The 18,449-nt window shown below is 67.2% G+C and carries 16 protein-coding genes; 8 read left to right on the forward strand and 8 right to left on the reverse strand.

Annotation, left to right across the window (positions count from 1 at the left end; translation table 11 throughout):
• Positions 1-92: 92 nt before the first annotated feature.
• Positions 93-1,379, reverse strand: a complete 1,287-nt coding sequence (gene ptsJ, locus VN11_RS13140) for a transcriptional regulator PtsJ (protein ID WP_053450060.1) — start codon at positions 1,377-1,379, stop codon at positions 93-95.
• 76 nt (positions 1,380-1,455) lie between these two features.
• Here ptsJ and VN11_RS13145 point away from each other — a divergent pair, with 76 nt between their 5' ends.
• From VN11_RS13145 to VN11_RS13180, 8 genes are all read left to right on the forward strand, one after another.
• On the forward strand, positions 1,456-2,229 hold the full coding sequence (locus tag VN11_RS13145; protein ID WP_053450061.1) for a YggS family pyridoxal phosphate-dependent enzyme: 774 nt from the start codon (positions 1,456-1,458) through the stop codon (positions 2,227-2,229).
• Positions 2,226-2,927, forward strand: a complete 702-nt coding sequence (locus VN11_RS13150) for a glutamine amidotransferase (protein ID WP_053450062.1) — start codon at positions 2,226-2,228, stop codon at positions 2,925-2,927. Before VN11_RS13145 ends, VN11_RS13150 begins: the two co-directional genes overlap by 4 nt.
• The gene (locus VN11_RS13155; protein ID WP_053450063.1) at positions 2,924-3,148 is read left to right on the forward strand and encodes a hypothetical protein; all 225 of its coding nucleotides are present in this window, start codon (positions 2,924-2,926) and stop codon (positions 3,146-3,148) included. The genes VN11_RS13150 and VN11_RS13155 overlap by 4 nt, the downstream gene beginning before the upstream one ends.
• Positions 3,149-3,296: 148 nt before the next feature.
• Positions 3,297-3,806 (forward strand): RNA polymerase sigma factor, encoded by a 510-nt coding sequence (locus VN11_RS13160; protein WP_053450064.1) that lies wholly within the window; start codon positions 3,297-3,299, stop codon positions 3,804-3,806.
• Positions 3,803-4,729 (forward strand): FecR family protein, encoded by a 927-nt coding sequence (locus VN11_RS13165; RefSeq protein ID WP_053450065.1) that lies wholly within the window; start codon positions 3,803-3,805, stop codon positions 4,727-4,729. The genes VN11_RS13160 and VN11_RS13165 overlap by 4 nt, the downstream gene beginning before the upstream one ends.
• Before the next feature lie 64 nt (positions 4,730-4,793).
• A complete protein-coding gene (locus tag VN11_RS13170) occupies positions 4,794-7,265 on the forward strand; it encodes a TonB-dependent receptor (protein WP_053450066.1) in 2,472 nt (823 codons plus the stop codon).
• Positions 7,252-8,052, forward strand: coding sequence for a ChaN family lipoprotein (locus VN11_RS13175; RefSeq protein ID WP_053450067.1), 801 nt, complete (start codon positions 7,252-7,254; stop codon positions 8,050-8,052). The genes VN11_RS13170 and VN11_RS13175 overlap by 14 nt, the downstream gene beginning before the upstream one ends.
• Positions 8,045-8,758 carry an energy transducer TonB family protein gene (locus VN11_RS13180; RefSeq protein WP_053450068.1) on the forward strand — a complete coding sequence of 238 codons (714 nt, stop codon included), beginning with the start codon at positions 8,045-8,047 and terminating at the stop codon, positions 8,756-8,758. Before VN11_RS13175 ends, VN11_RS13180 begins: the two co-directional genes overlap by 8 nt.
• Positions 8,759-8,886: 128 nt before the next feature.
• Here the strand turns inward: VN11_RS13180 and VN11_RS13185 are convergent, their stop codons facing one another.
• The 7 genes from VN11_RS13185 to VN11_RS13215 all read right to left on the reverse strand — a co-directional run bounded on the left by VN11_RS13185 (position 8,887) and on the right by VN11_RS13215 (position 18,340).
• Positions 8,887-9,789, reverse strand: coding sequence for a cation diffusion facilitator family transporter (locus tag VN11_RS13185; RefSeq protein WP_006461443.1), 903 nt, complete (start codon positions 9,787-9,789; stop codon positions 8,887-8,889).
• Positions 9,790-9,817: 28 nt separating this feature from the next.
• Positions 9,818-12,106, reverse strand: coding sequence for an Orn/Lys/Arg decarboxylase N-terminal domain-containing protein (locus VN11_RS13190; protein WP_053450069.1), 2,289 nt, complete (start codon positions 12,104-12,106; stop codon positions 9,818-9,820).
• Positions 12,107-12,126: 20 nt separating this feature from the next.
• Complete coding sequence (gene adiC / locus VN11_RS13195) at positions 12,127-13,479, reverse strand: arginine/agmatine antiporter (protein ID WP_006461445.1); 1,353 nt, start codon at positions 13,477-13,479, stop codon at positions 12,127-12,129.
• Positions 13,480-13,555: 76 nt separating this feature from the next.
• Positions 13,556-15,001, reverse strand: a complete 1,446-nt coding sequence (locus VN11_RS13200; RefSeq protein ID WP_053450070.1) for a DcaP family trimeric outer membrane transporter — start codon at positions 14,999-15,001, stop codon at positions 13,556-13,558.
• Between the two features lie 515 nt (positions 15,002-15,516).
• Complete coding sequence (dsbG, locus tag VN11_RS13205; RefSeq protein ID WP_049456056.1) at positions 15,517-16,356, reverse strand: thiol:disulfide interchange protein DsbG; 840 nt, start codon at positions 16,354-16,356, stop codon at positions 15,517-15,519.
• 30 nt (positions 16,357-16,386) lie between these two features.
• Positions 16,387-17,190 carry a TlpA disulfide reductase family protein gene (locus VN11_RS13210; RefSeq protein WP_053450071.1) on the reverse strand — a complete coding sequence of 268 codons (804 nt, stop codon included), beginning with the start codon at positions 17,188-17,190 and terminating at the stop codon, positions 16,387-16,389.
• 82 nt (positions 17,191-17,272) lie between these two features.
• A complete protein-coding gene (locus VN11_RS13215) occupies positions 17,273-18,340 on the reverse strand; it encodes a GlxA family transcriptional regulator (RefSeq protein ID WP_053450072.1) in 1,068 nt (355 codons plus the stop codon).
• Between the last annotated feature and the right edge of the window lie 109 nt (positions 18,341-18,449).

Below are 18,449 nucleotides of genomic sequence, written 5' to 3' on the forward strand. Positions count from 1 at the left end.
TTGTAGCGTCGAGCTTGCTCGACTTTGCTTCACCTTTGTAGAGTCGAGCTTGCTCGACTGTTGTTGGCACGAGCAGTCGAGCAAGCTCGACTCTACAGTCCAGACACCGCCGCCAGATCATCGGCCAGCTGCCGCTGCTGCACCGGCCCCAGCGCCGCGCAGGTGATGCGCAGGCCATGCCCGGGCGCCGCCACCGCGAACACTTCGCCCGCGCGCACATGCCAGCCACGCGCGGCCAGCGCCAGCACCTGCGGATGACTGTCGGCCGGCAAGGGCAGCCACAGGTTCAGCCCTTCCATCGGCTGCGGCGTCGCCACGCCACGTGCAACGAGCAATTCCTGCAGCGACTGCAGGCGCTGCTGGTAACGCTCGCCTGCCGACGCGATCTTCGCCCGCTGCGACGCCGAGCCCAGCACCGAGGTGGCCGCGTCCTGCAGAAGATGACTGACCCAGCCCGTGCCCGATGCCAACCGCAGCCGCAACCGCGCCGCAGTTTCCTCATCACAGCCCAACCAGGCCAGCCGAAGGTCAGGGCCAAGCGGCTTGGACAGCGAGCGCAACAGCGCCCAGCGCCGGCCATCGAGCGGCAACACCGAATGGTAGGCCTGCTGCGAGAGCAGCGCGTAGTGATCGTCGATCAGCACTGCCACCTGCGGATAGTGGGCAAGCAGCTGCCGCAGTGCCCGTGCGCGCTTCGCATCCAGGCTGGCCCCGGTCGGATTGTGCGCACGCGGGGTCAGCAGCACCGCGCGTGCGCCGGCCTCCAGCGCGGCACGTAGCGATTCAACCTGCATGCCATGCGCATCCACCGCCACCGGCAACGGCGCATGGCCTACCGCGTTGAGTACGTTGAGGCTGCCGAGGAAACAGGGATCTTCGACCGCGATGCGATCACCCGGCAGCAGCCATGCTGCCAACAGGCGCTCGATGCCATCGACCGCGCCATGGGTCAGCTCCAGCGCATACCCCTCGGGGCAATCCGCATCCAGCGAGGCCCGTGCCAGCGCCTGCAACCGCGGGTCGACCGTGCCCACCCCATACAACCGTGGCGCCGCCGGAGCCAGTCGCAGGTTCGGCAGCAGGCGCGGGTCCGGGTTGCCACTGGCCAGGTCATGCAGGGCCACTCCCGGCGTGCTTCCTTCGCGTGCCATTGCCGACGGCAAGCCGCGCACCACCGTGCCGCGACGGCCGGCAGTGCTGGCCAGGCCCGCCGCGTCCAGCCGCTTGTAGGCTGCGGCCACGGTGTTGCGGTTCACCCCCAGCTGCTCGGCCAGCTCACGCACCGGCGGCAGCACGCTGCCGGCCGGCAGGCGGCCCTTGCCGATGCCGTCGCGGATGCTGTCGAAGATCGACTCGGCGCTATGCCCGGTGATTTTCATTTTGTCCTATGCCAAAATAACTCTTGTCCTGTGCCAGTGTATCCCACCCTGGCCATTCCGCATTGGAGGTGCCCGCATGCCCCTTGCTGCCGCCGACTGGCCCATGGCCCAGTCTGTTGAACAGATCGCCGCCAACCTGGCCACCGTGCGCCAGCGCATCGCCGACGCCTGCGCCCGCGCTGGCCGTGATCCGGCCAGCGTGCGCCTGCTGCCGGTCAGCAAGACCGTCGATGACGCCCGCATCCGCATGGCCGTGGCCGCTGGTTGCCACGAACTGGGCGAGAACAAGGTCCAGGAGGCACAGCGCAAGGCCGAGGCCATGGCCGACCTGGGCGTGCACTGGTCGGTGATCGGCCACCTGCAGACCAACAAGGCGCGCTACGTGGCGCGCTTCGCCAGCGAGTTCCAGGCGCTGGACAGCCTGCGCGTGGCCGAGGCCCTGCAGCAGCGCCTGCAGCTGGAAGACCGCACGCTGGATGTATTCGTACAGGTCAACACCTCGGCTGAACCCAGCAAGTACGGACTCGAACCCGACGCGGTCGGCGACTTCGTACAGCAGCTGCCCGCCTTCGATCGTCTGCGCGCGCGCGGCCTGATGACCCTGGCAGTGTTCACCCCGGAGGTCGAGCGGGTGCGCGCCTGCTTCGTGCGCCTGCGCGAACTGCGCGACCAGCTGCAGTGCTATGCGCCCGCCGGTCTCGACCTGTCGCAGCTGTCGATGGGCATGTCCGGCGACTTCGAAGTGGCCATCGAGGAAGGCGCCACCGTGGTCCGCGTCGGACAGGCCATCTTCGGCGCCCGCGCCACCCCGGACAGTTTCTACTGGCCCACCAGCGGAGCACCGGCATGAAGCACGCGGTGGTCCTGCAGCACGTTGCCTTCGAGGATCTCGGCACCCTGAAACCGCTGCTGCTGGCGCAGGGCTGGCAGCTGAAGGTGCTGCAGGCCGGTGTCGATCCGCTCGACGATGCCGAAGCGGCCGAACTGCTGGTCGTGCTGGGTGGCCCGATCAGTGCCAACGACACAGAAACCTATCCCTTCGTCACCGACAGCATCGCCCTGCTGCAGCGTCGCCTGCAGCAGCAGCGGCCAACCCTGGGCATCTGCCTCGGCGCGCAGCTGATGGCGCGCGCGCTCGGCGCCAGCGTCGTTGCCAGTGGCGGCAAGGAGATCGGTTTCGCGCCACTGCTGCTCACCGATGACGGCCAGCGCTCGCCCCTGCAGGCCCTGCAGGGCATTCCGGTACTGCATTGGCACGGTGAGGGCTTCGAACTCCCGCCCGGCGCACGCCGCCTGGCCAGCACGCCCGCCTGCCGCCACCAGGCATTTGCCATCGGTCAGCACGCACTGGGCCTGCAATGCCATCCGGAGCTGGACGCGCGCCAGTTCGAACGCTGGCTGATCGGCCACACCCTGGAACTGGCCCAGGCCGGCATCGACCCGAACGACCTGCGCGCGCAGGCGCGCCGCTATGGTGCCCCGCTGGCAGCCGCCGCCACCGCGATGTTCGACCACTGGCTGCAGGACCTGCCGGAGATGCCACGATGAATTACCGGTTGCAGGTCTACCGCGATGGCGCCTACTGGAGCCACTTCGACTGCAGCGGCCCCGACGCCCTGCTGCGCATGGACGTCATCGCCGCACGGCTGCCCAGCGAACAGGGCTTCCAGCTGAAGCGGCAGAAAGGTATCGGCGAGGAGCGCATCCTGTCCAGCAACGCTGACGGCCTGCGCGTGCTCGCCGCGCAGATCCAGTACCGCGACCTCTGACCCGTTTGGGGGCATGCCGGCCAACGGCTGGCGGGTCCATCACTGGCTGATGGCCACCCATGGATGCAAATGATTCTCTTTTGCTGTAAGGTGCTGCCGCTGCCCTTGCCGCCGCGGGCTGTTCCCTTTCCCAGTTGTCGCCCGCCCCGTGTCCACGCCTGTCGAACCGACGGATGTCGCGCAGCTGTGCGCGGCCCATTACCGGCCGCTGCACGCCCATGTCCGTCGCAAACTCCCGCAACGCTGCGATGCCGATGACGTCGTCCAGGAAACCTGGCTGCGTATCGTCAAGGTCGCCGCCAGCGGCCTGCTGAACAATGGCCGCGCCTATCTGTATCGCGTTGCCCACAACCTGATCGCCGACCACTACCGGCAGCGCCAGCGCCGGCGCGAAGAGGCGCTGGATGACACCCAGCTGCATGCCATCGCCGATCCCGCACCACTGCCGGACCAGCGCCTGCTCGACGCCGAACAGCTGCGTCATCTCGATGCGATCATCGCCGCGCTGCCACCGCGCTCGCGCCAGGTATTCCTGCTCGCCCGTGTCGAGCAGATGGCCCTGGCCGAGATCGGGCGCCAGCTCGGCATCAGCCGGCAGACCGCGCACGGCCATCTGCTGCGCGCCCTGGTCGCCCTGCAGCAGGTGCCTGGCCCATGAGCCAGGACACCATCGCACGCGAAGCCGCCCGCTGGTGGCTGGATGGGCACGACGGCGAACGCGATGAGAACGCGTTCAACCAATGGTGCCAGGCCGACCCGCGCCATGCCCTGCAGTACCAGCACCTGCAGCAGCTGTGGCAGGCCGGTGCCGCCACCCCCAGCCTTCAGCGCCAGCAGCAACGCCGGCGCCGCCGCCACCTGGGTGAAGCCGGTATTGCGGTGCTGCTGCTGTGCGCGCTTGGACTGTATGGCCGCCCTGCCCCGCCGCCGGCCACGCAGGTGCTGCGCACCGCCGCTGGCGAAATCCGCGACGAAGCGCTGCCGGACGGTTCGCATGTCCTGCTGTCACCAGGCAGCGAAGTGCATGTGCGCGTTGATGGGCAACATCGCCAGTTGCAGCTGCAACGCGGCCAGGCCTGGTTCAAGGTCGCTGCCGACGCCCGCCGGCCGTTCCAGGTGCATACGCCGCATGGCACGGTCACTGCGCTGGGTACTGCCTTCGACCTCGTCGTGCAGGGCAACAGCAGCAGGGTCACGGTCACCGAACATCGCGTCCGGGTAGAGGACGGCAGCGGGACCGTGCAGGCGGCCGAGGGGCAACAGGTACGCTTCAACGGACAGTCACCGCCTGCCGCCCAGCCGGCAGACAGCGGCGGCCTTGCCTGGCGCGAACGACGCCTGCACTGGGTCTCGGCCCCCCTCGCCGATGTCACCGAAGGCCTGGACCGCTGGCACGGCGGGCACACCTGGATCATCGGCGCGCGCCTGCGCCAGCAACCGGTCACCCTGCTGGGCAGTGCCGACGGCGCAGCCAGCAACCGCGATCAACTGGCCGCGCAGCTGCACGTGCGCGTGCTGCGCCTGGGCGCGGGCGTGCAGGTCTGGTTGCCGCCGCGCAGGGAACATGCTGATGCGCCCTGACATCGGGCCTGCCGCTGCGTCTACCCAGGATGACGACGCTCTGCGTCAGCCCCTGGAGTCTTCGATGCTGTGCCACCGCCCCCTTGTTCTTGCCCTGTCGCTGGCCTGTGCCAGCACGGTTCCGCTGTTGCCCTCCAGCGCCCACGCGCAGGTGGCCACCCGCACCTATGATCTGCCCGCGCAGCCGCTGGCCGCCGCGCTGGATGCGTACAGCCGCCTGACCGGCGTCGACCTGGTGATCGGCGCGGCATTGCCCGCTGGCCATCCTGCACCGGCCCTGCGCGGTGACTTCGATGACGCACAGGCGCTGTCACGCCTGCTGGCCGGCAGTGGCCTGCGCCCACGCTTCATCGATGCACGTCGCGCCACCCTGGAGCCGGCGCCCGCCGAACGCAGCGACGGCAGCCGCCGCACCGGGCCGCTGCGCGTTCAGGGCGACACCGCGCATGGCCAGGCGCCAGGCACCGGCGCCAGCCAGTACGTGCCCGCCACCCGCGATGGCTTCGCTCCCGCTGTAGGCAGTGAGCGGGTGGCGATGGCCGAGCGCCAGGATGGCAACAGCCTGCTGCGCTCGATGCCCGGAACCCACAGCTTCCACTCGCGCAGCCAGCCCGGCCTGCAGGTCAACATCCGCGGCATGACCGGCGCCGGCCGGGTCAACACCATGATCGACGGTGTCACCCAGACCTTCCGCAACAACGCCGGCCATGGATCGGGTGGCCCGTTCGCCTACGTCGATCCGTTCCTGCTGGCCGGCGTGGACGTGCAGCGCGGGGCGGTCGCCGGTGGCGATGGCGCCGGTACGCTGGCCGGCAGCGCCAACTTCCGCACCCTGGACATCGACGATCTGCTTGGCGAAGGCCGCGACTGGGGCCTGCGTGCAGGCTACCGGCATGGCAACAACGGCTATGGAAGTGGCCGCACCTTCGCCGGCGCATGGCGCCACAGCGAAGACGGTGGCGACCGCCAGTTCGGCCTGCTCGCCGCCGCCAGCAGCAGCCGCAGCGGCGAATACGCGACGGCACGCGGGCAGACCAACAAGGCCGACCCTGGCAGCCAGCAGCCCAGCAGCTGGCTGCTGAAAGCGCGCCTGCAGCCCAGCGACCAGCATCGGCTCGACCTGAGCCACATGCGTTACGAAAACGACTTCTACCACAACTACCCGTGGCAGATTTCCGCACGCAACCAGCGCGCCAGCTACCACTACACGCCCTACTCCCCGTGGGTCGACCTGCGTGCGACCTTCGCCAGCAACAAGACCCGGCTGTTCTACCCGCCGGTGGAGGACTCCAGCTACATCGGCCGCCGTACCCACAGCAGCCTGAGCAGCTGGACCCTCGACAACACCAGCCGCTTCGACATCGGCGCGCTGCAGGCGCGCTGGAACACCGGCATCAAGCACCAGTCGGACATCTTCGTGGCCGACACGCCTACCCTGCGCGGCGCCAACCCGCAGGGGCGCAGCCAGCTCGACAGCGTGTTCAGCACGCTGGAACTGCAGTACGACATCTATGCACTGACCGCCGGCCTGCGCCAGGACCGCTACGGCATCCGTGGCCATATCCCCGGCTGTTCCGAGGTGCCGGGCCAGTGCGCGGAGATCAACGGCGGCGACATCGATGTGCGCCGCACCGAGCGTGCACTCAGCCCCAGCCTGGCGGTTTCTCTGCAGGCGACCGACTGGCTGCAGCTGTTCGCCGAAGTCTCGCGCACCTCGCGGCCGCCGCGGGTGCAGGAAATGTTCTTCGAGAAGATTCCGCTGGAGGGCATGAGCGATGCCGACGGCGTAGGCGCCAATCCGTTCCTGCGCCGCGAGCGCTCGCGCAACCTGCAGTTCGGCGCCAACCTCAGCACCGACTCGCTGCTGGTCGACGGCGACCTGGCCCAGCTGCGCATCACCCGCTTCGACAACCGCATCCGCGACTACATCAAGCCGCAGTACCTGCTGATCGTGCATCCGCCGGAAGTGGCGCCGTTCGTGGTGCCGATCGATAGCGATCCGCAGCTCAATGCCTGGACCGATACGCTGGATGCCGACGATTTCAGTACCACCACGCGCTGGATGAACCACCAGGGCATCGTGCGCATGCGCGGCATCGAGCTGGAGGCGCACTACGCCAGCGAGCACTACCACGCCACCCTCAGCTGGACCCGCTCGCAGACCAGCGCGCCGGCCATCGAGTTCGTCAACCTGGAAGACATCACCGCCCTGCCCGACCGCTACTGGACGCTGGATGTGGGCGGCCGCTGGTGGCAGCAGCGCGTGCAGGCCGGCCTGCGCGCCGAGTATTCCGGTCCCACCGAGGAAGGCTACGACTTCTTCCAGACCCGCAAGACCGGCGGCACCGGCGTGCTGCTGGACTTCTACGCCAGCTTCAAGCCCCAGCCCAACACCACGCTGTGGCTGAACATCGAAAACCTGCAGAACAAGGCCTATGACAACAATGCCTCGATCGACAGCATCTTCAGCCCGATCCTTGACCGCGGCAACGGCCGTGGCCGCACCGTCTCGATGGGCGTCAATGTGGCGTTCTAGCCGCCGTTGGCTGCCGCTGTGCCTGCTTGCGCTGACCTCCCTGGCCAGCGCACAGCCGATGCCCGGCAAAGTGATCGACCTGGCCAGCGGCCAGCCGCTGGACGAGTCCATGTTCATCCAGCGTGCGGCCGGCGCGCAGCGACTGCTGCTGGGCGAGCGTCATGACCTTGCGGGCGACCATGCCGGCCAGCGCTGGTTGCTGCAGGCACTGCACCAGCAGCGCCCCCAGAGGGCGCTGGTGATGGAGATGATCGCCAGCGAACGCCAACCGCGGTTGCAGCGGGTACAGCGCTGGCTGGCCAAGGGCAACCAGGCCGAGGGCCCACGCCTGCAGGAACTGCTGGACTGGGACGCGCGCTGGCCGTGGGCCGCCTACGGCGGGCTGGTGCAGGACGCCACGGCTGCGGGCATTGCGCTGGTCGGCGGCAACCTGTCGCGCGCCGAGGTCAACCGCCTGCTGGCCTCTACAGAACCAGTAGCATTTCCGGTTGCTGCGGCTCGGCAACGGTTGTCGGCGGTGGTGCTGGCGCAGCATGCCGATGCGGCACCGATGCTGGACGGGATGCTGGCCGTACAGTACGCCCGCGATCGCCGCATGGCACAGGTACTGACCGATGCGCCGGCCCCGGCCCTGCTGGTCGCCGGGCGCTGGCATGTACTGCGCGGTACCGGCGTGCCGGGCCATCTGCCACCGGGTACCCCGGCGCTGGTGATCGTGCTGGCATCTCCAGGCGAACAGGTCGATGCGAGCGATGCCGACCTGCTGTGGGTGCTGGGCGATGACTGAGCGTGGCCACCACTGGCAGGCCGTTGTTATCAGCATCGGCCTGCACCTGCTGCCCTTGCTGCTGCTGGTGCACTGGGTGGCCACGCCGCCCGCACTGCCACCACCGGAACAGGACGTACGCATCAGCCTGCGCCTGCTGGCACCGGCCACGCCACCGCAACCGATCGAGGAACGCCAGGCCGACACGCCCAGCCAGGCACAGCAGGCACGTGCATCGCAGCCGACGAAATCGCCCCCACCGCCCACCCCCACCGCAGCACGCGAGGGTGAGCTGGCGGCCAGCGAGACCGGTGGCCGTGGCCGGCAGCCGCTGCCGATCGCCCCGCCTGCGGCCGCGACCGATGCAAGTCCCGCACCGGCATCGATCACGGCCGCGCCGCCCGCTCCAGACGCACCCCCTGCGGACTTCCAGGCCGGCGCCGCCAGCGACCAGTGGGAAGCCCGCCTGATGGCGCGGCTGGAGCGGTACCGCTACTACCCTGCCGCCGCGCGCTCACGACGCCAGCAGGGCACGGCCTGGGTCAGGGCCAGCATCGACCGTGAGGGGCGGCTGCTGGCACTGCGTCTGGAGCAGTCCAGTAGCCAGCCGATGCTGGACGACGCCGCGCTGCAGACCTTCCGCCGCGCGCAGCCACTGCCGCCCATTCCTGCTGAACTGAAGGCGCCGCAGGAACTGGTGGTACCGGTGGAGTACTACCTGCGCTAGGCGCCCCAGGCCTCGTATGGATGACCGGGATTGCGCAGCAGTCTGCGACCTCAACTCCGGTTGAGGTCAAATACATCCGACGCAACAGAGTAGTCCGGCACGCGCAACGATCGCGGTCCTTCGTCGCGTCACGTCCACGCCGGATCGGCAGTGAAATCGATGGTCAGCCAGAACGTGCTGCCACGTGCATCCAGCCGTACTGCGATCTCATCACGCATCGCATCGACCTGGCCCACCGAGCCCAGCGGTGTCGCCGGGTCGGCCAGCACATGGATCTCGATGAAGCGCATTCGCCCCATCTTCGCCACGTGGCTGGTGAAGCCGGCATAGCCGCGCTCGGCCACGAACGCCTGCATCACCTGCTGCACGCGCCGGTCCAGGTCATCCGGCGCCACCTGCAGCACCTCACGCATGGCCTTCCACGCGCTTCGCGCCGGCACCGGCAGTACCGCCAGGCTGATCAACGCCAGCACGATCGAATCCAGGTATGGCACCCAGTGGTGCCACTGGCCGCCGTGCAGGACCAGCGCCAGCACGAAGGCCAGCACCACGGCCAGGCTCATCAATCCGCCCAGCAGCCAGCCACGCACGTCCAGCCACAGCAACGCCGAGCGCAGGCGCCGTGCACGCTGCGCGACGAACGCGGCCATTGCCAGGTTGCTGGCACTCAGCAACGCCGCCCACCACAGCGCAGGCCCGAACTTCACTTCGTGCCCGCCCGTGGTCAGGCCAATCACCGCGTTGGCCAGCGCATACACGCAGGCCAACGAAAGGATCACCCCGCCAAGCGCCTCCACCATCGGTTCCAGGTGCCAGTAGCCGTACTGGAAGCGCGGGCTCTGTTCCCGCGCCACCAGCCGCAGTACCGACAACGACACCAGCGTCAGGGCAACGTCGACCAGGCTGTAGACACCATCGAACAGGATGGCCTGCGATCCCACCAGCAGGCCACCGATGAAGCCGACCGCGCTGACCGCGATGGTCACCCCGATCGAGAACTTCAGGATGCGTTGCTCGCGCGCGGTATCCATCGTTCGCCGAAGGGCCGACCGTCGCCGGTCAGGCCTTCAGCACCTCCACCCTGTACGACGTCTCATCGCCATCGTGCTCGATGATCAGCCCGTGCACGTCCGACTCGAAGCCCGGGAAACGGGCATTCTGCTCGCGGGCGATGCGCAGCGACTGGATGATCGGCTCGTCGCTGTCGCCGAAGCGTTCGCCCGGCATGATGGTCGGGATGCCCGGCGGGTACGGCACCAGCATGGTGGCGGCGACGCGGCCGCTGAGCTGCTCGATGTCGACCCGCTCGATCTCGCCCTTCACCAGGTGATTGTAGGCGTCGGCCGGGGTCATCACCGGGGTCGGCAGGTCCACGTACATTTCGCGCATCACCTTGGCCACCGAGAATTCCTGGTTGAACGCGTGCAGCGCATCGCACAGGTCACGCAGGCCCCAGCCGGCATAGGCATTGGGGTAGTCAGCGGCCAGCGACGGCAGTGCCTGGCTCAGCGGTGCGTTGCGGTCGTACAGCTCCTTGAACGCCATCAGCTCGGTGACCAGCGTGCTCCACTTGCCCTTGGTGATGCCCATCGAGAACAGGAACAGCACCGAGTACAGGTTGGTCTTCTCCACGGTGATGCCGCGGCCCCACAGGAACTTGCTCAGCACCGCCGCCGGGATGCCCAGCTTGCCCATGCTGCCGTCCATCGCCAGCCCCGGGGTCAGCAGGGTCACCTTGATCGGGTCGATCAGCACATAGTCGTCAACCAGGTTCTCGAAGCCGTGCCAGTGCGCATCCGGCTGCAGGTACCACTCTTCGCGCTTGGCCACCAGCGGTGCCGGCGTATCGCCCTTGTCCAGGCTGCGCTCGACCTTGGTGGGCTGCCACACGCTGAACCACCAGTCGTCGCGGCCAAGGTCATCGCGCACGTGCAGCATCGCGCGGCGGAACGCGATCGCCTCGTCGTGCATTTCCTGCACCAGCGAACGGCCGGCGTCACCTTCCATCATCTTCGAGGCCACGTCACAGGCCGCGATCACCCCGTAATGCGGGCTGGTCGAGGTGTGCATCATGAACGACTCGTTGAAGCGCTCGGCATCCAGGTTGCGATGTGCGGAATTGCGCACGTGGATCATCGACGCCTGCGAGAACGCGGCCAGCAGCTTATGGGTCGAATGCGTGGTGAAGATGATCGCATCCTGCTCACGCGGCTTGCCCTTGGCCATGCCGTAATGGTTCTCGTAGAACGGATGGAACGCGGCGTAGGCATACCAGGCTTCGTCGAAGTGCAGGAAGTCGACCGCGCTGCCGATCTCGTCGGCGATCTTCTCGGCGTTGTAGCACAGGCCGTCGTAGGTCGAGTTGGTGACCACCGCGATGCGCGGCTTGGAGCCGGCCTGGTAGGCCTTGCTGGCCAGCGGATTGGCGGCGATGCGCTGCTGCAGCGACTCGGGCGTGAACTGGTCCAGGCTGATCGGGCCAATGATGCCGTGCGCGTTGCGGCTGGGGGTGAAGTACACCGGCACCGCGCCGGTCATGATCAGCGCGTGCAGCAGCGACTTGTGGCAATTGCGATCGACGAACACCACGTCGCCACGCGCCACCGTACCGTGCCACACGATCTTGTTGGCGGTGGAGGTGCCGTTGGTGACGAAGAAGGTATGGTCGGCGCCGAAGTTGCGCGCTGCCTCGTTCTCGGCATCCTTGATCGGGCCGGTATGGTCAAGCAGCGAACCCAGCTCCGGCACCGAGATCGACAGATCGCTGCGCAGGGTGTTCTCACCGTAGAACTGGTGGAAGGCGCGGCCGACCGGCGACTTGGTGAACGCCACGCCGCCGGCATGGCCCGGCGTGTGCCAAGAGTAGTTCGACTCGGCCGCGTGGTGGATCAGGGCCTTGAAGAACGGCGGCAACAGGTTCTTCATGTAGTCTTCGGCCGCACGCATCACCTGCCGCGAGATGAAGCTCTTGGTGTCTTCGAACAGGAAGATGAAACCGTGAATGTACTTGAGCAGCTTGCTCGGCACCTTCTCGATGGTGCGGCGCTCGCCGTACAGGAACACCGGCAGATTGGCGCGGCGCGCGCTCTGCTCACGCAGGAACGCGGTCAGGCGCTGGAACTCGCCGTCCACCTCTTCGCTGCCATCGATCGAGATCAGCACCGCCGAGGCCGCCACGTAGGTGCGGGCACCGGCACGGGCATCATCCAGGTTCAGGCCGCACAGCACGCGCTGGTCGTTGCTGCGCAGCTCCTCCACCAGCGCACGGATCAGGATGCCACCGATGCGCGGCGACTCGTAGTCGTTGTCGATGACAATGACCGGGTAGTCCAGGGACTTGAAGTACACGTTGATTCTCCTTGTCTAACTCAGGAACGCTGGGCGCCGGCGCTGATCGCCGAGGCCTCGCGGGCGCGCTGCCGCTGCTGGCGGCGCTCCTCGCTGAAGAAGGGATAGAACACGGTGATGAACAGCACGAACAGGAAGGCGTACTGCACGATGGTTCCTGACGAGCCGTAGATCGCCCACAGGCAGTACACGACGGTCAGGCTGGTCAGGGTCCAGAACGCTCCGGTGTGGACCAGCGTGTGCGAACGCTCGACCACGAAGTAGCACGCCACGCACGAGTAGATGTAGGGCAGCAGCGTCAGCACCACCGCCGCTGACGTGATCACGTCGAACTGCGCGGACGCGGTTTCCGAGGTGGAGGTGACCAGCACGGCCAGGGTCATCAGCACCGCTACGATCAGCACGCCCTTGACCGGCACGTCATCCTTGTTGGTCTTGCTGAAGATGCTCGGGAACAGGCCGTCATCCGACGCCGCCTTGGCGCTCTGCGCGGTCAGCAGGATCCAGCCGCCCAGCGAACCGGCAGCACCGATGAAGGCGCACAGGCTGACCAGCGCACCGCCCCAGCCACCGACCGCCTTGGCCGCGGCCAATGCGAACGGGGCATCGGAGGTCTGCAGCTCGCCGTTGGGCACCATGCCCATGATCACCGAGGAGCTGGCGATATAGGCGATCGCGGCCAGGAACACACCCGCCAGCGTGGCGCGGGCCACGTTCTTTTCCGGGTTCTCGACCACGCCAGCGGTCACCGAGGCCGATTCGACGCCGATGAAGGCCCACAGGGTCAGTGCCGCGGCGCTGGAGATCGCGCCGAAGTTGGATTCACCGGACACGTTGTAGGCGCCCTTGAAGATGTCAGCATCGAAGAAGAACCAGCCGAAGATGGCGATGCCCAGGATCGGCACCAGCGCGAAGCTGGTGGTGACCGTCTGCACGCGGCTGACGAAGGCCGGGCCGATCATGTTGGCGAAGCTGAGCGCCCATACCAGCACCAGCACCGCGATGCAGCGCACCAGCGGTTCGGACAGGATCGGGAAGAAGTAGCTGAAGTACCCCACCGCGGCGATCGGAATGGCGACATTACCGATCCAGTTGGCGAACCAGTAGATGGTGTTGGTCTGGAAGCCCATGTACGGCCCGAACCAGTCACGCGCGTAGGCATAAGGACCACCCGCCTTCGGTGCCAGCTTGCCCAGCTTGGCGAACACGAAGGCCAGCAGCAACGCGCCGGCAGTGGTGATCAGCCAGCCCCAGATCGAGGCGGTACCGATCTTGGCCAGGCTGGACGGCAGCAGGAACACACCCGAGCCCATCATGTTGCCGGCGACGAGAAAGGTGGCTCCGACCACCCCGATTTTCTTTGCTTCTGCCATGACAATCTCCTGTACTGGCATGAGCCCGGTGCGACCGGGCGTGGGGACGGTTGCGCTGGCGTACGGCCGCTGGCGCTTACTTGATGAAGTTGTACTGCAGGCTGCCCTGCACCCGGACCGTGTCGCCGCGCGTGCCGCCCTGCTGTTCCAGGCGGCCGTACAGCAGCTCCATGCCCATCGTCCACGACGGCGCCGGGCTCCAGATCAGGTTGAACACGCCGTAGCGGCTCTGCCGGAACGCGTCGGCGGCCAGTGCCGCATTCCGTTCCAGCGTCAGCTGCCCGAAGATCAGGTTCGAGCGCCACAGCTCGGACCAGTAATGGGTGTAGCCCACGAAGCCACCATGCAGGTCCAATGCATCCAGGCGGCCATCGGCGCCGACCACGGCATCCAGCCCGGAGCCGGTCAGGTCGGCGGTGTAGCGACTTAGGCCGCGGCCACCCAGGGCACCAAACAACAACAGGTCGCGCTCGCCCACCGAGGCCGAGCCGCTGAGCTGCAGGCCGCCGGCCATGCGCCGGTCGCGCTCGCCATCGCCGTCATAGGCCAGGCTGCGCGCCACCGCACCCAGTTGCAGATGGCCCCAGTCACGCTCCATGCGCGCGGTCACCGTCACATCGGGCAGGCGGTTCACTGCGGCCCGTTCCTCGGTGGCCCCGGCCAGTTCGGTCTTCGGGTCTTCAGCGGCGACGGTGAGCGTGTTGCCCTTGCCCATCGCGAAGCTGTGGTGGATGCCCGCCACCAGCAGATAACCGGCACCGCCCGGCCCTGCGAAATCCAGCGTGTCGGGCAGGCTGTCCGGGTCCATGAAGCTGGAGTAGCCGTAGCCGGCGTAGGTATTGCCAAGCTGGCCATAGGCATGGCGCAGCCGGAACTCGTAGCCATCGCTGCTGCCGAAGAAGTCGTTTTCCAGGTAGAAGCGCAGATTGCCATGCGTGGTCGGCCGCCGCGCCTCGAAACTGAAGCGGGTCTGCTTGGCGTGGATGTTGAAGTTGGAGACATCACGATGGCTGCCACCCACCGGCATGGATGACGGAATGAATTGATCCTCATCACCCGCCGCGCGCGAGTCGGCGATGGCATCCAGCTTGGCGTAGCCCCCGATGCGGATCACCGTGTCGGTCCCGGGAATGGCGAAGAAGCCTTTCAGATCGGGGTCGGTCGGGCCTGCGGCGCTGTCCGGACGCGATGCGGCGGTGGACGGGTCAGCCACGGAGTCGCGTTGCGGCAGCACCGGCTGTGCCACACCCGGCACCTGGGTGCGATGGACTACATCAGTCGCAGTCGCCGTTGCAGCACCAGCCGCTACAGGCGCTGCCGGCATCTGCGCCAACGCAGGCGCAGGCGTCGCGTCGCGTTGTTCAAGCCGATCCAGGCGCTGCTGCATGCCTTCCAGCGCCTGCCGCATGGCGGCAATCTCGCGCCGCAGTGCCTGTGTATCCTCCGCATCGTGCTGTTGCGCATACGCTGGCGTGATCGCCAGTGCACCCAGACACGCCAGACTCAGTACCGCCACACGCATTGCATCCTCCCCGGACGAACATTCGCATCACGTTCCCGGAGCGCACGCATGCGCCACCCTGGCCTCGCGTTGCCGTTGCTGGAAATGCAGGTACTGCGTCGACGACACCGGTCAGCCTGCGCGTGGCAGGCAACAGAACGATGACACTGTCCTGCCTGCCCCCATGTCGACTCCATCAAGGCCGCGCTGCCAGAGAGGTGGCGACCGCAGCGGTCTGGGTAACAAGCAGGGAGTGAGAGTGTCGTGAATGGCTGGGCCGGCCGCCCCCAACTGGGGGCTGGCGAACGCGGCATCCATCGCGCAGTGACGCTGTATTCCATGCGTCAAAGGCTAGTCCGCCTGTCGTTTTTGGCCTTGATTGGAATCAAGGCGCGATGCTTGATGTCAGTCACGATTCAGACGTGACGAAGAACAGGTGCTGCGCAGGTGGCTGTGCCCGCCTGGGCCGCTGAACGCAGCAGGCCCGCATGTCACCATGCGGGCCTGCGGTTCACGTCATGCGATGCGGGTTTCGATCAGCGCGGGCCCAGCACCGTCTGCAGGTCAGCCCCCTGCGGCAGGCCGGCGCGACGCTGCACCTGGCCCTGCGCGTCCTGGAACAGGATGCCCGGCGTGCCCTGGAAGCCCATTTCGATCATCAACACCTGGTTGGCATCGAGTTTGCCGGCGATCTCGCGGCTGATGCTTGGCAGTGCCTTGATGCCACCGCGGTCGAACTGGTGCTCGTTCTCCAGCAGCGCCGCGCTCGGGTCACGCGCCGACAGGATGGCTGCGGCCTTGGCCGGGCTGTCCTCGCGGATTACGCCGACCATGATGTGGCGCAGCTGCACCTTGCCTGCATCGACCCATGGGCGGGCCGCTTCCCAGAACTTGTGGCAGTACGGGCAATTGGCATCGCTGAAGGTATAGACCACACGCGGTGCGTCGGCCTTGCCATCACGCACCCAGGCGCTGGCCTCCAGCTTGGTCCACATCTTGGCCGACATCGGTGCGGCGACCAGCTTTTCCACGGCCTCGGCAGCCACGTCGTTGCCTTCGGCATCGAACAGGCTGCCGACCAGCACGTGCTTGCCGTCAGCGGTGACGTAGGCCGCAGCCGGCTGCTGCCCCCCCACCACACCGGCGAAGCCACGCAGTCCACCCGGCGCATCGAACTCGGCAACGACCTCGAAGCCGTGCTTTTCGATGCCCTTCAACACTGCGGGACGGTCACCCTTGGCAGCGGCTGGAGCGCTTGCGGCCGGTGCCGCTGCAGTCTTGCCTGGCGGAGTCTGGGCCTGGCTGCAGGCGGCCAATGCCAGCATGACCGGCAACAACAGCAACGCCGGAGCGGTGCGCAGGGAAGTCGACAACATGGGAACTCCGTAGTGAGATGCCCGCGCAGGCTACCGCAGCCGGCGCAGTTTGTGTTCAAGACCAGCGGCGGTCAGTTCGCCCAGGTGCAGTTCACGCAGGCGCCCGTCGGCATCGAAAAAGAGGGTCGAAGGATAGGCCTGCACGCCCAGCACGGTTGATGCGGCCGCGTCGTCGTCCAGCAACACGTTTCCCAGCACCAGCCGCTCGTCGGCGAGAAAACCCTGGACCTCATCCAGGGTTTCGCCTTGATTGAGGAATACGAACTGCACATCGGCATGTGCGTGCTGCGCCGCGGCCAGCACCGGCATTTCTCGGCGGCAGGGGCCACACCATGTGGCCCACAGATTCAGTACCAGCGGCGAGCCCCGGAACTGCTGCAGATCAACCGGGCCACCCTGCAGATCCGTCACCTGCAGCGTCGGCAATGGCATCTGGCGCTCCTGCCACAGCGACAATACCTGGCTCCCTCCAAACCAGAGCAATACGCCGACCAGGGCCGCTGTCAGCACCGGCGCACGTAACACGGGCCATCGGCGCAGGCGCCACAGCCCCCACGCAAGCCCCGCCAGCACCACCACCACCAGATGATAGCCACCATCGGTGATCTGAAGAATGCTCCACGGCGCGCCACCATACAGCGCGAAATTCAGTGCCACGAAACTGATGCGACCGCACAGCAGGCCGATCAGGAGCATGTCCAGCACCATGCTGGCCGCCGAGGGCAGCGGCTCCGGGGCGTTTCCGCGTGGCCACAGGCGGGCAACCGCCATGGCCAGCGCAGCGCACACAAGAATCAACACCACCGGCATCGGAACCGGTCCAACACTCGACATCAACCCACCTGTTCAATCATTCATCCACTCCATGGTCGAAGCGTCACGCCCAGGTTGCAAGCACGACTGCAACATTGATGTCTCACGCGGCGCTTCGCCCCAGCTGCGCACCCGTCGGCGCCTGCAGCCCACGCAGGCTGCCTGCGACCGAAGGCATCAGCGGCCGCTCGCGTCGCTTGCAGCTGACGTGGCGGCGATAGTTGGCGGGCGTCATGCCCACAATGCGAAGGAACAGGCGCCGGAACGCGCTCTGGTCGGCATAGCCCACCCCCCAGGCCACTTCGTCGATACCGGCGCCCTGCTGCAGCAGCGTCTGCGCCTTGGCGATGCGCAGCCGCTGGCAATACTCGATGGGCCGCAGACCGGTGGCCCGGAGGAAGCGTCGCTGCAGCGTCCGCGGTTCCAGCCCGGAAACCTCACAGATCGCGGCCAGGGTGGCACCACGCGCGGCGGTCGTATGCAGCCAGCGCTGCGCCTTCAATACATCGCGATCACCATGCGCGAAATTGGCGCTGAAGCGCTCCAGATCCTGCTGCACTGCATCCGGCACCGTGATGCCCAACTGTTGGGCCACCGCGCTGGCCACGCCCTGTCCATGCAGCCGGTACAGCAGCCGAAGCCCCAGGAAGCGCCACGCCTGCGATCCGCCGACGGTCAGCAGATCGCCGTCATCGACCAGCGCACGCTCGCTCGGCACCCAGCTCACGGCCTGCGCCTGCAACCCCGGGTACCGCCCCAGATCAGGCCCGCTGACCGTTCGCCCGGCCAGCAGGCCCGCACGCGCAAGAACGCTCACACCTTCGCTGGCTGCAGCCAGCAGGCTGCCACCGTCATAGTGGGCGCGCAGCCAGTCCAGCACGACTTCTTCGGCACGCAGGCAGGTGCCGGGACTGATCTGCCCGGGAACGGCGATCACCGCAGGAATGGCGGCATCGAGCATCTCCGCACCGGCGATGCGGTGCACACCGGTCTGACTGGCGGGTACGATCCAGCGCGTGACCAGCACACGCTTGAACGGCCGGCGCTGTTGCTGGGCCAGGCGATTTGCGACATGAGCCATCTCAGCCAGTACGGAGGCGGCAGACGGATCGCCTCCCGGATACTCGACCACCGCGACCTCGACGAATCCCTCGTTCCTGATTCCATCCACAGACCACCTCCTCGGTTTGTTACAGGCCATCGAACGGCCGGTTCAGGCGAAGGGTAGGAACTGGTCCAGCGGCGGGGCTATGAAGAAAGTTGCAAAGTGCGCTGAATAC

It is taken from the genome of Stenotrophomonas maltophilia (genome assembly GCF_001274595.1).
In the GTDB taxonomy this organism is placed as follows: Bacteria; Pseudomonadota; Gammaproteobacteria; order Xanthomonadales; family Xanthomonadaceae; genus Stenotrophomonas; species Stenotrophomonas forensis.

What these genes read in the sequence shown, in the direction of transcription:
- VN11_RS13175 (WP_053450067.1), top strand. Translation starts at nt 7,252, where the DNA reads ATGTGGCGTTCTAGCCGCCGTTGGCTGCCGCTGTGCCTGCTTGCGCTG.
- adiC (WP_006461445.1), bottom strand. Translation starts at nt 13,479, where the DNA reads ATGGCAGAAGCAAAGAAAATCGGGGTGGTCGGAGCCACCTTTCTCGTC.
- VN11_RS13170 (WP_053450066.1), top strand. Translation starts at nt 4,794, where the DNA reads ATGCTGTGCCACCGCCCCCTTGTTCTTGCCCTGTCGCTGGCCTGTGCC.
- VN11_RS13155 (WP_053450063.1), top strand. Translation starts at nt 2,924, where the DNA reads ATGAATTACCGGTTGCAGGTCTACCGCGATGGCGCCTACTGGAGCCAC.
- dsbG (WP_049456056.1), bottom strand. Translation starts at nt 16,356, where the DNA reads ATGTTGTCGACTTCCCTGCGCACCGCTCCGGCGTTGCTGTTGTTGCCG.
- VN11_RS13185 (WP_006461443.1), bottom strand. Translation starts at nt 9,789, where the DNA reads ATGGATACCGCGCGCGAGCAACGCATCCTGAAGTTCTCGATCGGGGTG.
- VN11_RS13210 (WP_053450071.1), bottom strand. Translation starts at nt 17,190, where the DNA reads ATGTCGAGTGTTGGACCGGTTCCGATGCCGGTGGTGTTGATTCTTGTG.
- VN11_RS13200 (WP_053450070.1), bottom strand. Translation starts at nt 15,001, where the DNA reads ATGCGTGTGGCGGTACTGAGTCTGGCGTGTCTGGGTGCACTGGCGATC.
- VN11_RS13165 (WP_053450065.1), top strand. Translation starts at nt 3,803, where the DNA reads ATGAGCCAGGACACCATCGCACGCGAAGCCGCCCGCTGGTGGCTGGAT.
- VN11_RS13145 (WP_053450061.1), top strand. Translation starts at nt 1,456, where the DNA reads ATGCCCCTTGCTGCCGCCGACTGGCCCATGGCCCAGTCTGTTGAACAG.
- ptsJ (WP_053450060.1), bottom strand. Translation starts at nt 1,379, where the DNA reads ATGAAAATCACCGGGCATAGCGCCGAGTCGATCTTCGACAGCATCCGC.
- VN11_RS13150 (WP_053450062.1), top strand. Translation starts at nt 2,226, where the DNA reads ATGAAGCACGCGGTGGTCCTGCAGCACGTTGCCTTCGAGGATCTCGGC.
- VN11_RS13180 (WP_053450068.1), top strand. Translation starts at nt 8,045, where the DNA reads ATGACTGAGCGTGGCCACCACTGGCAGGCCGTTGTTATCAGCATCGGC.